The organism is Providencia sp. PROV205, from assembly GCF_028479505.1.
Lineage (GTDB): Bacteria > Pseudomonadota > Gammaproteobacteria > Enterobacterales > Enterobacteriaceae > Providencia > Providencia huaxiensis.
In genome coordinates, this window is the sequence record NZ_JAMPNU010000019.1 from 112,956 (window position 1) to 128,612 (window position 15,657).

General features: G+C 39.9%; 11 protein-coding genes. 8 read left to right on the forward strand and 3 right to left on the reverse strand.

Going from position 1 to position 15,657, the window contains the following annotated elements; translation table 11 throughout:
- Window positions 1–84: 84 nt before the first annotated feature.
- Window positions 85–1,668: a phosphoethanolamine transferase gene (locus tag PR800_RS12260; RefSeq protein WP_272530928.1), complete on the forward strand. Its 1,584-nt coding sequence runs from the start codon at window positions 85–87 to the stop codon at window positions 1,666–1,668.
- A gap of 74 nt (window positions 1,669–1,742) precedes the next feature.
- Window positions 1,743–2,090, forward strand: coding sequence for a DUF1622 domain-containing protein (locus PR800_RS12265; protein ID WP_102140057.1), 348 nt, complete (start codon window positions 1,743–1,745; stop codon window positions 2,088–2,090).
- A 70-nt stretch (window positions 2,091–2,160) separates the two neighbouring features.
- Here the strand turns inward: PR800_RS12265 and asd are convergent, their stop codons facing one another.
- The 3 genes from asd to PR800_RS12280 all read right to left on the reverse strand — a co-directional run bounded on the left by asd (window position 2,161) and on the right by PR800_RS12280 (window position 4,007).
- Entirely contained in the window at window positions 2,161–3,267 is a 1,107-nt protein-coding gene (gene asd, locus PR800_RS12270; protein ID WP_166267184.1) for an aspartate-semialdehyde dehydrogenase, read from the reverse strand.
- 336 nt (window positions 3,268–3,603) lie between these two features.
- Window positions 3,604–3,744 (reverse strand): type B 50S ribosomal protein L36, encoded by a 141-nt coding sequence (gene ykgO, locus PR800_RS12275; RefSeq protein ID WP_102140059.1) that lies wholly within the window; start codon window positions 3,742–3,744, stop codon window positions 3,604–3,606.
- A 2-nt stretch (window positions 3,745–3,746) separates the two neighbouring features.
- Window positions 3,747–4,007, reverse strand: coding sequence for a type B 50S ribosomal protein L31 (locus tag PR800_RS12280; RefSeq protein WP_004906261.1), 261 nt, complete (start codon window positions 4,005–4,007; stop codon window positions 3,747–3,749).
- 227 nt (window positions 4,008–4,234) lie between these two features.
- Between PR800_RS12280 and PR800_RS12285 the strand changes: the two genes are divergently transcribed.
- From PR800_RS12285 to PR800_RS12310, 6 genes are all read left to right on the forward strand, one after another.
- The gene (locus PR800_RS12285) at window positions 4,235–5,410 is read left to right on the forward strand and encodes an SGNH/GDSL hydrolase family protein (protein ID WP_272530929.1); all 1,176 of its coding nucleotides are present in this window, start codon (window positions 4,235–4,237) and stop codon (window positions 5,408–5,410) included.
- Between the two features lie 297 nt (window positions 5,411–5,707).
- Window positions 5,708–6,619 (forward strand): N-acetylglucosamine kinase, encoded by a 912-nt coding sequence (gene nagK, locus PR800_RS12290; RefSeq protein WP_272530930.1) that lies wholly within the window; start codon window positions 5,708–5,710, stop codon window positions 6,617–6,619.
- A 389-nt stretch (window positions 6,620–7,008) separates the two neighbouring features.
- Window positions 7,009–7,647: an OB-fold-containig protein gene (locus PR800_RS12295; protein ID WP_272530931.1), complete on the forward strand. Its 639-nt coding sequence runs from the start codon at window positions 7,009–7,011 to the stop codon at window positions 7,645–7,647.
- A gap of 75 nt (window positions 7,648–7,722) precedes the next feature.
- Window positions 7,723–9,924 carry a flotillin family protein gene (locus tag PR800_RS12300; RefSeq protein WP_102140062.1) on the forward strand — a complete coding sequence of 734 codons (2,202 nt, stop codon included), beginning with the start codon at window positions 7,723–7,725 and terminating at the stop codon, window positions 9,922–9,924.
- A gap of 95 nt (window positions 9,925–10,019) precedes the next feature.
- The gene (locus PR800_RS12305; protein ID WP_272530933.1) at window positions 10,020–14,957 is read left to right on the forward strand and encodes a DNA repair ATPase; all 4,938 of its coding nucleotides are present in this window, start codon (window positions 10,020–10,022) and stop codon (window positions 14,955–14,957) included.
- Window positions 14,957–15,532: a rhomboid family intramembrane serine protease gene (locus PR800_RS12310; protein ID WP_210843249.1), complete on the forward strand. Its 576-nt coding sequence runs from the start codon at window positions 14,957–14,959 to the stop codon at window positions 15,530–15,532. Before PR800_RS12305 ends, PR800_RS12310 begins: the two co-directional genes overlap by 1 nt.
- Window positions 15,533–15,657 lie beyond the last annotated feature (125 nt).

Sequence of the window (15,657 nt, forward strand, 5' to 3'; positions counted from 1 at the left end):
CCTAAGTTAACCAGATGTTAACTTATTATTTTTTAATGACTTCTATAACCTCTGATTAAGGTCAAAAATACGTAAAATAACACTATGATTCGCCAACTTATTATTTCAATTTATGCATTATTGGTATCTATCATCCCTGTATTTTTTAGTGGAGATATCAGCATTATTGCAGACATTGCCATCATAATTTCAGGGGTGCTTATCATACTGTTATGTGCCGGTATTTATCGGTTTTTACTTGGCAAAATTTTTACTGTTTTTGTGTCACTTCTGTGGGCTCTCAATTTATCTGTTTCATTCTTCTTTTATCAAAAACACGATATCCGCTTTTCTTCTTCGATTGCAGAAACTTTTATCAATACCAATAGCAGCGAAACAGTTGGAATGCTTTCCTATAACATTGGTTATGTTATTTTTTATTTACTTGTTTTTTCGGCTTATTTAGCCTGTATCCATCAATGCGCAAAATATATGAAGCGTCGTATTACAGCGATAATTATGGCACTAATTTGTGGTTACCTATTAGCCATTCCAGCCTATTACGCATCATTACTTAGCAAACCCAATAGCGCTTTATTGATCACGGAAAAATACTTCTTAAGCACCCCTTTCTATAATGCTGCAGCTTTAGTCAAAAATTTATATGAAAACCGAGGGATAAAAAAAATATCATCACAAGAAGTGGCTTTTAACTACCAGAAAAACGCGTCTGAAACTGAAATCTATGTTCTTGTCATTGGTGAATCATTGCGCCGTGACCATATGGGTTTTTACGGCTATCAATATGAAACAACACCCAATTTAAATCAGCGAAAATCACAAATATTGGCGTTTCAACAAGCCTATTCCCCTGCACCGGTGACTATCTTGTCAGTCCCTATTTCACTGTCTAATATTCGCTTTGAGCAAATGCAGGATAAATCACACTATTCGGACAATATCATTTCATTAGCCAATCATGCAGGCTTTAAAACCTATTGGGTCAGCAACCAGGGAAAAACTAATAAACGTACCAGTATTATTTCTGCTATTGCTTCTATGTCACAAAAGAAAGCTTGGAACGAATTTGTCGGCTACGATGAAGAGCTGCAAGATGACTTCAATAATGCTATCAATGACCCCACTGATAAGAAAAAACTCATTGTGTTACATACTTATGGCAGCCATGAACCTGCCTGTAACCGCTTCCCTGAAACTGAACTAAAAACATTCAGTGGCCAAGAAGATGACGATTGCTACGACAGTTCGGTAGCATATACCGATAAATTTATCGAAAACCTGATACAACAACTCGAAGGGAAACCTGCGACTTTGATGTACTATTCAGACCATGCGTTGCAACGCCTAGACAGCGATAACAATATTCACTACCACCATGGCGTTAACAACCCAAGAAAAGAAGCCTATGAAATTCCTTTGCTGATTTGGTACAGCGAAAGTGCCAGTAAACCAAACATCAAACCAGTAAACTTGCAGTCACCTTATTCTACAGCGAATAATTATTGGCTAATCAGTGATTGGCTTAATATACAACAAGGTTCGCAACAAGCTTGCTTATCACCTTTACGTGAATGTTATCAACCCAATAAGAATATTCAGGTCATTGATGGCAATCGAAATATTTTATCCATTAGCCAATTACCTTCTGAGACGATAGATCCACAATAAAACTCGATATTTTGGCAATATTTGCTCATAGTTAACAAATATGAATCCAATTTACTTATCGAGTCGAGGTTTTAATGTTCGATTTAGTTTTTTTACGTGAATTACTGGTCTCGAGTGTTCACGTACTTCAATTACTTTTAGAAGCAATTTCAGTTATCTGCGTAGTGATTGGGTTAATCAAAACCCTGATCGTGTGGATGAAAACCCAAAAAGCACGTACCGCTCGCTATTGTTTTGGTGATTGGCTAGCCACTGCGTTAGAGTTCCAATTAGCCGCTGATATCTTAGCAACAACCGTTGACCCAGATTTAGATAGCCTCATTAAACTCGGTATTATTGCCGTGATCCGAACATTCTTGAACTACTTCTTGGCAAAAGAGTTAGAACACCAGCCGCCGCAGAATGAACCGGCTCGTCACTAATTTAGGTACAAAAAAACCTGCATATTAAATTATGCAGGTTTATCGAATACGACTTATCGCTGCGCCGCGCTTATAATAAAATCCGTAACATACGACGAAGAGGCTCAGCAGCTCCCCACAGTAATTGGTCACCAACCGTAAAGGCAGATAAGTATTCAGGGCCCATATTCAGTTTACGCAAGCGGCCAACAGGGGTGCTAAGCGTGCCAGTGACTGCCGCTGGAGTTAACTCACGCATAGTGATTTCGCGGTCATTAGGAACCACTTTCACCCAATCATTATGTGAGGCAAGCAATTGCTCAACTTCACTCAACGGAACATCTTTTTTCAGCTTCAATGTGAAAGCTTGGCTATGACAGCGCAGCGCACCCACACGAACACATAACCCATCAACTGGAATAATATTATTGCCCGTTTCTAAAATTTTATTGGTTTCTGCTTGGCCCTTCCACTCTTCGCGGCTTTGGCCATTTTCTAACGCTTTATCAATCCATGGGATCAGGCTACCCGCTAATGGTACGCCAAACGCATCCGTTGGCATTGTGCCACTGCGAGTGAAATCTGTGACTTTTTTCTCGATATCTAAAATAGCGGAGGCCGGGTCTTGGAGTTCTTTAGCCACTTGTGTGTGCAAAGACCCCATTTGTGCCAGAAGCTCACGCATATTTCGAGCCCCAGCCCCTGATGCCGCTTGATAAGTTGCCACAGATGCCCATTCCACTAAATTATTAGTGAACAACCCACCTAAAGACATCAACATTAAACTTACCGTACAATTCCCACCGACAAAGGTCTTAATGCCTTTATTTAAGCCGTCTTGGATATGTTGGTTATTTACGGGATCAAGAATAATAATCGCATCATCTTTCATACGTAATGAAGACGCAGCATCAATCCAGTAACCATTCCAGCCAGACTCACGAAGTTTAGGATAAACTTCATTCGTGTAGTCGCCGCCTTGGCAGCTAATAATAATGTCCAATGCTTTTAGTGCATCAATATCAAAGGCATCCTGTAAAACACCACGATGGCCACCGTAAACAGGTGCTTCTGCACCCTGTTGTGATGTGGTAAAAAATACAGGACGGATCGCATCAAAATCACGTTCTTCGACCATTCTCTGCATCAATACTGAGCCGACCATTCCACGCCAGCCAACAAACCCTACATTTTTCATTTTCACTCACCCTGTTCGTTTAAATTTTTACCAAGAAATTTCTAGTTTCGACCCCACAAAGTAAATACCGTCATTGTTATCATTCATTCAGTATTCACAAAAATTGAAACTAGAAATTTTTCGGATGTATTAAACCTGACAAAATATGCATCCATGTGCAAGTGAATTTCATCACTAATAATAAGAAGATTAGTAATCATGCTAATGATCGAGGGGATCAGTGGACAAAAAAACAAATGAAAAAAAGCCACGGCAGAGAGCAATAATCTGCAATGGCTAAGCAAATAAAATATAAAGCGATACAGGAAATTTTATAATTATGTTTAAATTCAATAATTAGCGTTTTTTCTTACAGCCTTGCACTGCTTTAAAACGTGGGTTTGTTTTGCATATCACATACACCCGGCCACGACGGCGAACAATTTGGCAATCTGGATGACGGTTTTTTGCCGTTTTTAATGAACTCAGTACTTTCATCTTCATTTACCCTCTGACTGTAAAAAACGACCAAAACGCTTCTGGAACTGTGCCGTTTTCCCTTCCTGAGAAATCATTTTCTGTTTACCGGTATAAAACGGATGTGACTGAGAAGAGACATCAAGCGTGACATACGGAAATATTTCACCCTCATACTCGATTGTTTTTTCAGTTTTTATTGTTGAGCCTACTTTGAAATAGGCATCTGCACTTGTGTCATGAAAAACCACGGTACGGTATTGTGGATGGATCCCCTGTTTCATAATAACCACCTAAATGTAATGTTATAATATAACAATACATTTTTTTAAAAAACGATGCAATAACTTTGTCGATAATAATAATAATTAGCAAACAAGCAATTGTTTTATATACATTAATTTATTAATTATTAGTCATATCATTATAGATAAATAATCTTTATTTGATACTGTGTTTGTCTGTTGATTGGTAGTTTTATCGAGAAGTATCCCAATCAATAAGGACTCCTATGACATCGATATCCAATACAACTCTGTATGCAACTACACACAGACCTAATTCAACAGTACCCAATACCAATCTAGCCTCGGAAAAAATAGTATCGACTAGAAATGTTCCGCTACAGAATAGTATCGGTGGCAGCATATCTGTACAACTTTATAGCGACAGAGCTAAAAGTATGTCTTCGACGGACACCCCCGTCGATGATGATGTAGATGGGTCACTTTGGGGCAAACATACAGAAAAAAGAATTCCTGGAAATCAATTCCAATTAGCTACTGCGTATTCAAATAAATTTAATATAGGGAAAAAAGAACCGATAACCTATTTTGATAGTGTCACAGTTATTGGTGACAGCTTATCTGACTCTGAAGGAAGGATGCATAAAAAGTCGTGTGGATTACTCACTAATGCTAACCAATACTATAATGGACGGTTCACTAATGGTTTCACATGGCCTGAGTTTCTCACCATGCCTAATACGATGCAAAGCCATTCCAGTAAAGGTAAAGTTACACTCACGAATAAGTCGGAAGGTGGCTCAACTTGTGCACCTTATTTTAAATCCACACTTCACCCTCAATTTGCCATACTTTCAAATATCGAAAAACAAGCAAAACACCTTAAGTTTGATGACAAAAGTTTAGGTATTATTTTTATTGGTGCCAATGACTATATGACCTATTCGAAAGAAAATGTCGATGTTGTTATCTCTAGTCAAGAAAAAACAATCAAAAAAATGATCAAAAATGGTGCGAAAAATATTCTAGTGATGGGGCTTCCTGATCTATCCCAAACCCCTGCAATAAAAACCAGTTCACCGAAAAAACAACAAAAAATACAAAATCTCAGCATCGAACATAACAACAAGCTTCAGACTATAATTAACCTATTGAAATTAAACAAAAATATCAATATTAATTACTTTAATGTTAATAACGTAATGAAAAATATAACGAATGTAGTTGGCGACATAAATAAAAACTCACCGGGAGCATATAATATAGAAGACGCTTTTACTGATGGTTATATTCGCCAAGACAATACCGCACCATTAGAAATCGACCCTCATTATGTTTTTATCGATGATGTTCATCCTACTCAGGAAGTCCATCAAATTATTGCGATGGAATTGCATAATTTTATCTTAAAAAAGTACAACCCACTAAACAACCAAAAATAACGCTTTATTTATCAATCAAGGTTAGCTGGTATCTGCTAACTTTGATTGATAAAGCGAGATAAACACGTAATTTTCTCACTTTGTTTTATCAGGCGAAAATCAATAACCTATTTGGCTTTTTCCCAAACATTGTCTGTTTGTCAGCCCCCTGAAGCTAACCTCATGTGAATATAAAAATAAATATTAAATCAATAATTCTTTCATCAAATAACTTTTGTATAATCAGGTTAATTAGCACTTTCATTTATTATTTATCATATAGATACATGATACATAAATAACTAAAGGACGATGAAAATGTATTACGGCTTTGACATGGGCGGGACAAAAATTGAACTTGCCGTCTTTGATAACGAATTAAATCAGGTCTGGCAAAAGCGTGTTCCTACACCCAAAGATGACTACCAAACGCTCTTAAATACATTTCTTGAGCTCACACGAGAAGCAGATGAAAAATTTAACTGCCAAGGAAAAGTGGGTGTTGGCGTTCCGGGTATCGTAAACCACGCTGAAGGAACCGTATTTACAACCAATGTCCCTACTGCACAATACAAACCTTTAATTCATGATCTTGCTAATATATTACAGCGCCCAGTAAAAGTAGAAAATGATGCAAATTGCTTTGCATTATCAGAAGCTTGGGACCCTAATTTCAAACGCTACCCTACCGTTCTTGGCTTAATTTTAGGGACTGGTGTAGGCGGTGGGTTTATTATAAATGGCAAAGTTTTATCCGGTAAAAATGGAATTGCAGGGGAAATAGGCCACATGAACCTCAGCGTTCGTGGAGCCAAGCTATTAGGGGAAAAAGTTCCTGAAATAACTTGTGGCTGTGGCCAAACAGCTTGCTTTGAAACCTATCTATCCGGCCCGGGCTTTGAGCGTATTTATTCTTCATTCAACAATGAAAAACGTTCGGCTATCGAAATTATTGAGCTATATAAACAAGGTGATATTCAAGCAAAAGAGCATGTTAACCGCTATATGTCATTACTTGCGATGTTTATGGGGCAAATTGTCACTGTTTTTGACCCCGACTTAGTGGTTATTGGTGGAGGGTTATCACAGTTTGAAGAGATCTATAAACAACTACCAGAAGTACTTCCACAATACCTATATGGTATAGCAACATTACCTGCAATCGAAAAAGCACGTTATGGTGACTCTGGAGGCGCACGAGGTGCGGCATTCCTGAACTTGATAGACTAATCTTACTTTTTTGCGCTTCATAATAGTTTTCATCCATGAAGCGCGAATTTATCACTTTAATCTTATTAATCCCCCCCATTTTGTACTTTAAACACGCTTATTATAGTTGAGAATGATTATCATCAACTTGATTATTAATGGTAAAATCCTATCTCATTAATGTCTTACTATTATCGATAAGACTTTAGGAATAACTTCACCAAATAAAGCTGGATAAACAACCAGTACTATAAGAGACTTCAAAAAATTAAAAGTGCTTATAGACTAGTCTGATACTGCTATTAATTAAAAAATATATTATTAAGCTAAATAATTTTATGGTGATAAATTAAACAAACGTTCCTTTTCACGTAAGCTCAATAATGCATTAATAATAAAGAGAAAACCCTATGAGTTTGTTTTTCCATAACAGTTTGATGTTCCCGACAATTATCTTTAGTGGTTTGCTAATCATTGTTCTATTTTATTGGTTATGTGCCGCTTTTGGCTTATTGGATATCGACGTATTTAATCTTGATACCGAATTTGATGCTGGCATTGATGCAACAGGTTTCGCGGGTTGGCTAACCAAGCTTGGCTTAGCAGGGATCCCTGTCACCATTATTGTCACGTTATTTACTCTTTTTGGTTGGATAATCAGTTATTTCAGCGTACATATCTTTATTCGCTTCATTGATACTGATTTATTACGTTATCTCGTCAGCTTCGCCGTTTTTGCGATCACCCTATTTATCTCTCTTCATTTAACCGCTTTGTGCTTAAAACCTGTGCGCAAAAAATTGGTGAGCCTTAATAAACCCAAAACAGTACAACAACTTATCGGTAAATACGCCACAGTACGTTCAGGAATGGTGAGTGAACAAAATGGCGAAGCGCTATTAGAAGATGGCGGAGCCGGGTTAATTTTACAAATACGCGCCCCATCCTCCGAACAGTTAAAACGCGGTGATCGTGTTGTTATTATTAGCTATGACGCAGCATCGCACAGTTACCAAGTTGTCAGTGAAAATGAGTTTCGCCACGGATAACTTCGCTTTTTAAAAATAAATATCTTGCTTGCATAATCGAAATGACGTCATCGTCAGAACCAATGGAGAATTAATATGGACTTGGCTGCACTAATGCCCTTTTTAACAATTATCGGGGGGATCATCCTAGTTATTTTAGGGTTCTTTGGGTTATTCAAAGCCTTCTATATCAAAGTTCCACAAGGTACTGCTTTGATTGTCAATGACATGTCATCACAGCCTAAAGTGCATTTTACAGGGGCATTAGTTTACCCTGTCATCTACAAAAAAGAATTCATGCGTATCTCTTTGCTAACACTTGAAGTTGATCGCCGCGGTAAAGATGGCTTGATTTGTCATGATAACTTACGTGCTGATATCACTGTTGCTTTCTATTTGCGAGTGAATGAAACGACAGAAGATGTGCTGAAAGTTGCAAAAGCTATCGGTGTTGACCGTGCATCAGACCATCAAGCGGTCAGTACATTATTCAGTGCAAAATTCTCTGAAGCCTTAAAAACAGTCGGTAAGCAACTGGATTTAGCCACTTTATTTGAAAACCGACAAGACTTCCGTGATCGCATTGTTGATGTGATAGGAAAGGACCTTAACGGCTATGCACTTGAAGATGTGGCGATTGATTACCTAGAACAAACACCAAAATCAGCCTTAGACCCAAACAATATCTTTGACTCCGAAGGTATTCGTAAAATTACTGAAATCACCGCGATCCACAATATTGAGACCAACCAAAAAGAGCGTGATCAAGAGCTCGCAATTCAAAAGAAAAACGTTGAAACCCGCGAAGCAAGTTTAGCCTTAGAGCGCCAACAAGCCGATGCCGAAGCTCGCCAAAAACGTGAAATTGATAATATCCGTGCACGTGAACAAGCTGAAACCTTACGTGTTCAAGAAGAAGAGCGCCTTAAAGCAGAGCAAGCGCGTATTCAAACCCAGCAAGAAATTGAAATCCGTGAAGAAAACCGCATGCGCGAAGTTGAAGTTGCTCAACAAAACCGTACTCGTGCAGTCGCCATCGAAGAAGAACGCGTGAGCCGCGCACGTGAGCTCGAAATTGTTGCCCGTGAAAGAGAAGTTGAATTACAACGTATAGAAAAAGAAAAAGCACTCGAAGAAGAACGCAAAAATATCTCCAATGTTATACGTGAGCGTGTAGCCGTTGAAAAAACCGTGGCACAAGAAGAAGAACGCATCAAAGAAGTTCGTGAAGTCTCTGAAGCTGAACGCATGCGCCAAGTCACCGTGATTAACGCACAGGCAGAAGCAGAAGAGTCGCTAGTTCGCCAAGTGAAAAAAGCCGAAGCTGATGAAGCCAGTGCTAAACACCGTGCAGAAGAAATAAGCACCATGGCACAAGCAGAACTCGAAGCATCGGCAAAGCAAGCTGAAGCCAAAAAGCGCTTAGCTGAAGGGGTTGAAGCCGAACACGCGGCATTAGGTTTAGCAGAAGCTCGAGTTCGCCAAGCAACTGCAGAGGCAGAAGAAAAAGAAGGTCTTGTTCTTGCCAATATTACGGCTGAGAAACTGTTAGCAGAAGCACGTGGGCTGAAAGAAAAAGGCTTAACGGAAGCCCAGGTTATGGAAGCTAAAGCTAAAGCAGAGCAACAACAAGGGTTTGCTGAAGCAAAAATCCTTGAAGAGAAATTAGCAGCCCAAGCTCGTGGTGAAGAACAACAAGCAAATGCTAAAGAAAAACTAGGCTTAGCTGACGCGAAAGTACTGGAAGAAAAACTGGCAGCACAAGCTCGAGGTGAAGGACAATTAGGTTCAGCGCAAGCAGAAGTTATCCGCCAACGCTTGAAAGCTGAAGCCGATGGTTTAACCGACAAATTTAAATCAATGGATCACCTCAGCGATACTGCACGTTCACATGAAGAGTTTCGTATGCGCCTTGAGAAAGAGTTCGAACAATCCATGGCCTCTATCGACGCAAATAAAGAAATTGCCCGCGAGCAAGCTGATGTATTGGCTGCAGCTCTTAGCAAAACCAATATTGAAATTGTGGGCGGCGACGGCAGCTTCTTCAACACCTTCTCTAAAGCACTAAGCCTCGGTAAAGCGGTTGATGGCTTTATGGATAAAAGCAGTTTCGCAAAAGAAAATGTCGAGAAGCTCATAAATCGTAGCAAAGAAGACAAAAAAATTGATATTGCCGCATTATTGAAAAACCCAGAAGTTCAAGACCTTATCAACGGTTTTATGGCAGCTAAAGGGGCTAACCAGCCAGCAAAAACAGTCATGTCAAAACCGATTCCACCGACGGATGACCAGCTGTAAACCTTTAGCACATTGGGGTAGTGAACCTACCCCCTATTGTTCTTCATTATTTGTTTTCCATTTTTATTGTCTTAGTTAAGGGAATTCGCTGCGCAATGTCAGATATTCAGGATACGGATCGCGAACAAGAAATACTCGATAGCGCTGTTGCAGAAGGCGGTGCTTATGAAATATTACGCAAACGCCTGACCGACCAAGGGCAACAGCTGCATCAAAAAGCCGCACAACTCAATGAAATGCGGTTGGATGAATTTGGTCAAAGCCAAATGGATATTATTGGTCGTATTCGCATTCGTACTGAAAATAATTGCCAAGCAAGGGACATTGTCCGCGTCGGTGAATGGCTCTTATTCGGTTATAACGTATTCCTCGGCCTAAAAAAAGAAACGCACCTCGAAGATGTATTTTCACTATATCGGTTAATTGAAAACGACAATGAGTTTGATGTTGAAGCAGTCCCTTATGAAGATACCTTCTTGAGTGATAATCGCTTTGTTCAAGATTTTACTGAACTCTATACCTATTATAAGAACACACAGTTACTGCAACTTGTTGAACGGGACGGCAAACTTCTTGCTAGTTTTCAAATTGGCGATCGCATCACGGACGTGCGAGTTTTTCGCTGGTCAATCTCCAGCGACAAACGCAAAATTGAGTATATTGATAACCGGGGTGAACGCGATATAGCCCTCCCACCAGCCTATGATTTTGAATGGCAAAAAACCACACGGGAAGACACGGTTAACGGCCGATACCCTCACATCAATATTCTTGACACTGTATTCATAGAAACTATTGGCGGTGATTTAACCATCAAGTGTGAAAATAACACTGAAGATGGTTTGGGGATTTACCAAGAAGCTGTTCTTGATAAAAACCAATCTTTAGATGACGCACAAATTGAATATGCACAAACTGGCAGTTTAATTATCTTAAAAGTTTTACCCTATCGAGAAGAAACTTGGCGTTACTTGGTTTACAACACGCTGTCTCAATCTGTACAACGCATTGATGCCATTGGGCAAGCATGTGTCCAGCTACCAGAAGACCACGGTATTATTTTCCCTGGCGGCTACTACTTACAAAATGGTGACTATAAAACGTTTGAGCAGTCTATGGATGGAATGCGTTTTCGCCGTTTGCGTCGTTCTCCAAATGGAGAAGATGTCCTATATGTTTTCTATTCACCAAATCAAGGTCGTATTGCTCTATTCAATTACAACTTAATTGAACGAACACTTTCAGTTCCGCTTATTGGCCATGGCTATGCCATGCTTGAAGACGGAAAAATGGTGTTATTTGAAGGTGAAGGCGAAGAAGCGACTCGCGTTCATCCTATGCAAGTTTGGCAGACCCCATTTTACTCAGAAGAATTTGCCGACCAACAGCCGACTCGTAGCGGTTTTTTAGGGCGTATCGGCAATGCAGATTTAGTTCGAGGTATTTCTGAAATATTACATGTTTCCAAAGAAATAGAAGGCAGCCAAATTTCTATCGCTCGCTACGAACAGCTCAGCCAACAAGCAAAAAATTTACTGGATATTTATTACTGGTTTGGTGATGAACAATGCCTTGGTATTGGCAAATTGCTCAAAGAAATCACCCAAACAAGTGAACTTGTCCTTGATGAATATGAGAAGGTCGAAAGCATACGGCAGCAATCAGCTAAATCAATGAATGAAGCCATCAGCCGCCAAAAATCACTACTTTCACTAACGTTGCCTGAAAGTTGGGCTGATATTCAACAATTTGTTGATGGCTTAAATGCCCTGAGTGCTCAACGCGGGCACTTGATTTCACTGCGCGAATTTCGCTATATGGATTTAGAAAAGCTTAGCGAAATGGAAAGTGAAATAGAGAAAAATCAACAATATGTATCGCAAGAAACCGCTGTTTTCCTGGCTAGCGATAAAGCATTACAGCCCTTTAAAACACAATTAACTGTTTTCGAAGAACAAATAGAAAAAGCCCAAAACAGTGCTCAGTTAGACATTCCCATGAAGGATATGGAAAAAATGTCTACTGATTTAGATATGCTATCAAACTTAATGGCTTCACTGAGTTTCAACGATGTCACACAACAAACCCACATTATTGATGCTATTTCGCAAATCTATGCTCAGCTAAACCAATCTAGAGCTCGTTTACAACAAAAACGAAAATCACAAAGCAGTGTGGAAACCGTCGCTCAATTTGGCGCACAATTCCGGCTGTTCAGCCAAGGCATTACCAATGCCCTGTCTCTTGCCACTGATCCTGAACGTTGCGATGATCAGTTATCAAGATTGCTTGTTCAGTTAGAAGAACTCGAAAGCCAATTTAGCAATCATGATGAATTTCTTGATGATATCTTGGCTAAGCGGGAAGAATTACTCGAAACCTTTGAATCACATAAACAAGTTCTTATTGATGACCGCCAACGCCGCGCCCAAAATTTAGTTACTGCAGCAGATCGCCTACTAGAGAGCCTGCAACGACGAACAACTCGTTTGCAGTCTCAAGATGAGCTCAATGCCTTCTTTGCCTCAGACCCTCTCGCGCTTAAAACACGTGAAATAATTGAAAAATTAAGGGAAATTAACGATAACGTTAAAGCTGATGATATTGATGCACGTTTGAAATCCTCTCGGGACCAAGCCATTCGAGTTTTGCGTGATAAAACAGATATTTTTGAAGATGGTGGGAATGTCATTAAGCTCGGTCGTCACCGGTTCAGCGTAAACACTCAAGAGCTTGATCTCACTATTTTACCAAAAAATGAACAACTATGGGTTTATCTCACTGGGACAGATTTCCAAGAACCCATAGAAAATGAACAACTATCACAACTCAAACCTTATTGGAGTGCCTCATTAGAGTCCGAATCTAATACGGTTTACCGCGCAGAATATCTTGCTTATTCAATTATCTATGCCGCAACAAAACGCCAAGAAGGGCTAGATTTTGATATCCTAAAAAATGCATTAACATCAACGGAAAAACTTGAAAAAATTGTCCGTGATTTTGCGAGCCCACGCTATAAAGAAGGCTATGAAAAAGGCATTCATGACCACGATGCTGTTGCTTTACTGAAAAAACTACTGCCAATCGGTGAAAGTGCAGATTTATTACGGTATAGCCCGACAGCCCGTGCTATCGCAGCTATTTATTGGGAGCAAGTACAAAACGACGATTTCCCCGCTTTATGGCCTGAACGTGCAAGAACAGCCATGAATATTCACCAATTATTCCATAATGACAATGCACTTCTTGACCTACAAGCCGAAATCGAAGCTGGGATTAGCTTATTTTTACAAAATAACCCCATTCAATGCCAAGCTTATGAGCAAACCCAAGCCGCTGAATACCTTAGTTTTGTATTAGCAAGAACTCCGATAGAGCTCGTCTATAGCAAGTACGCAAGGGAGTTAGTTTTAGCGCTCCAGAGCCGCTTAGAAGAAGCCCATATGTGGGGTGATTTTAATCGCTCACAACAAAATTTAGGGGCTCGCTACGCCCAGCGCTGGTCATTAGTTCAAAACTGGCTACAAGGGCTGTGCTCAACCCCTGAATTTGCTCACCTTGTTCCATACATACCGGGTGCTATTGCCATTATTATCTTAGATAAAGTAGCTTCCGCTCGCTTTAGTGAAGCAGACCTTTACTTTAAGGTTAGCGGGTTGCTCGGTGAACACCCGACCATAGAAAACCAAACTCTAGCACTGAGTTTAGATAACTACTTCAGTCGTATGCGTGGTCAAAGGAAGCGATTCATTCCCGAATTCCGCCAGTATCAAACTCTGCGCCAACAAATTGTGACTGAAGAACGTAGCCGTTTAAAACTGCATGAATACAAAGCAAAGCCACTAAGCTCTTTTGTACGTAACAAACTGATAAACGACGTCTATTTGCCTATCATTGGCGATAACATGGCAAAACAAATTGGGGCTTTAGGGGAAGGTAAACGCACTGACCTCATGGGGCTGCTATTAATGATTTCACCGCCCGGATACGGTAAAACCACTTTAATGGAATATGCCGCTGACCGTTTAGGGCTAATTTTTATGAAGGTCAACGGGCCTGCTCTTGGCCATGATGTACTTTCTCTTGATCCTGAACAAGCGCCTAACGCAACGGCAAGACAAGAGCTAGAAAAGCTCAATCTAGCTTTAGAAATGGGTAATAATGTGATGCTATACGTTGATGATATTCAGCACACACACCCTGAGTTTTTGCAAAAATTTATCTCTTTATGTGATGGAACACGACGCATTGAAGGGGTTTGGAAAGGCAAAACCAAAACGTATGACATGCGGGGTAAAAAATTCTGTGTCGTTATGGCAGGTAACCCTTATACCGAGTCTGGAGAAGTTTTCCGGATCCCTGACATGCTTGCAAACCGCGCTGATATTTATAACCTTGGTGAGGTGCTAGGGGGTATGGATGAAGCATTTGCTTTGAGCTATATCGAAAACAGCCTGACATCAAACCCTGTATTAGCCCCTCTTGCATTACGAGATCTGAACGACCTGTACTTATTTGTCGATAAAGCGATGGGCAAATCTGTCTCTACCAATACCTTAAGTTACCCATACTCTGATGCAGAAATTAATGAAATCACCTCGGTAATCAGCAAGTTAATTAAGTTACGGGATGTTGTATTGAAAGTGAATCAACACTATATCGCTAGCGCAGCGCAATCCGATAAGTACCGGACAGAGCCTGCATTTCGCTTGCAAGGTAGTTACCGTAATATGAATAAACTCAGCGAAAAAGTCTCTTCAGTGATGAATAATAATGAACTTGAAAGATTACTCGATGACCACTACTTGGGTGAAGCACAGCTGCTCACAACGGGTGCAGAAGAAAACCTACTCAAACTCGCTGAACTGCGTGGTACATTAACAGAAAAAGATTCTGCACGTTGGCAACAAATCAAGAAAGACTTTATGCGTAACAAATCGTTAGGTGGAGATAATGCAGATATTGGTGATCGGGTTGTTGGCCAGCTAGCGTCACTCGTTGAAAGTGTTCAAGCACTTGGCAACCACTAATGAGCTATTTATCAGGGTATCCTCGCGTTAAGTTATTAACCTCAATTGTTGCAATTTTTATTATTGTTCAATCGGTTAATAGCTTAACCGCTGGCGGTTTAACCCAATTTGGGCTAGTTCCACGTACAGAATGGGGCTTGCTCGGTATCTTCTTCGCTCCATTTATTCATGGAAGCTGGGAGCATCTACTCAGCAATTTGCCCCCATTTATCATCTTAAGCGCATTATTGCTTCATCGCACCATCAAAGCTTACATATTGGCATCACTGTTTATCATTATTGTTGGTGGGTTAGCAGTTTGGCTCATTGGTAGGAATGCAGCTCACATCGGCGCAAGCGGGTGGGTTTTTGGTTTATGGGGGTTGCTAATTGCTCAAGGCTTCTTCCGGCGAAAATGGGGTGATATCGCTATCGCATTATTAGTGCTGTTCTATTTTGGCACAATGGCTAGCGGCTTATTACCTACTCACTTATACATCTCAACTGAATCACATATAGCGGGGGCTATTGCAGGGGCTATCTATGCATGGCTGAGTCATCGTTACCATCAAAAAACCAATAATCGCTCACCTTAAATTAGCACCATCACAATTATGACTCACTTTTTATGCTTTATTTAAATTTATGTATCTTTTTATGTGATCGTGGTTCACATATTAACAATTAACTATAAATTAACCATTTATTAACATTGTAATAA

What these genes read in the sequence shown, in the direction of transcription:
- PR800_RS12260 (WP_272530928.1), top strand. Translation starts at nt 85, where the DNA reads ATGATTCGCCAACTTATTATTTCAATTTATGCATTATTGGTATCTATC.
- PR800_RS12265 (WP_102140057.1), top strand. Translation starts at nt 1,743, where the DNA reads ATGTTCGATTTAGTTTTTTTACGTGAATTACTGGTCTCGAGTGTTCAC.
- asd (WP_166267184.1), bottom strand. Translation starts at nt 3,267, where the DNA reads ATGAAAAATGTAGGGTTTGTTGGCTGGCGTGGAATGGTCGGCTCAGTA.
- ykgO (WP_102140059.1), bottom strand. Translation starts at nt 3,744, where the DNA reads ATGAAAGTACTGAGTTCATTAAAAACGGCAAAAAACCGTCATCCAGAT.
- PR800_RS12280 (WP_004906261.1), bottom strand. Translation starts at nt 4,007, where the DNA reads ATGAAACAGGGGATCCATCCACAATACCGTACCGTGGTTTTTCATGAC.
- PR800_RS12285 (WP_272530929.1), top strand. Translation starts at nt 4,235, where the DNA reads ATGACATCGATATCCAATACAACTCTGTATGCAACTACACACAGACCT.
- nagK (WP_272530930.1), top strand. Translation starts at nt 5,708, where the DNA reads ATGTATTACGGCTTTGACATGGGCGGGACAAAAATTGAACTTGCCGTC.
- PR800_RS12295 (WP_272530931.1), top strand. Translation starts at nt 7,009, where the DNA reads ATGAGTTTGTTTTTCCATAACAGTTTGATGTTCCCGACAATTATCTTT.
- PR800_RS12300 (WP_102140062.1), top strand. Translation starts at nt 7,723, where the DNA reads ATGGACTTGGCTGCACTAATGCCCTTTTTAACAATTATCGGGGGGATC.
- PR800_RS12305 (WP_272530933.1), top strand. Translation starts at nt 10,020, where the DNA reads ATGTCAGATATTCAGGATACGGATCGCGAACAAGAAATACTCGATAGC.
- PR800_RS12310 (WP_210843249.1), top strand. Translation starts at nt 14,957, where the DNA reads ATGAGCTATTTATCAGGGTATCCTCGCGTTAAGTTATTAACCTCAATT.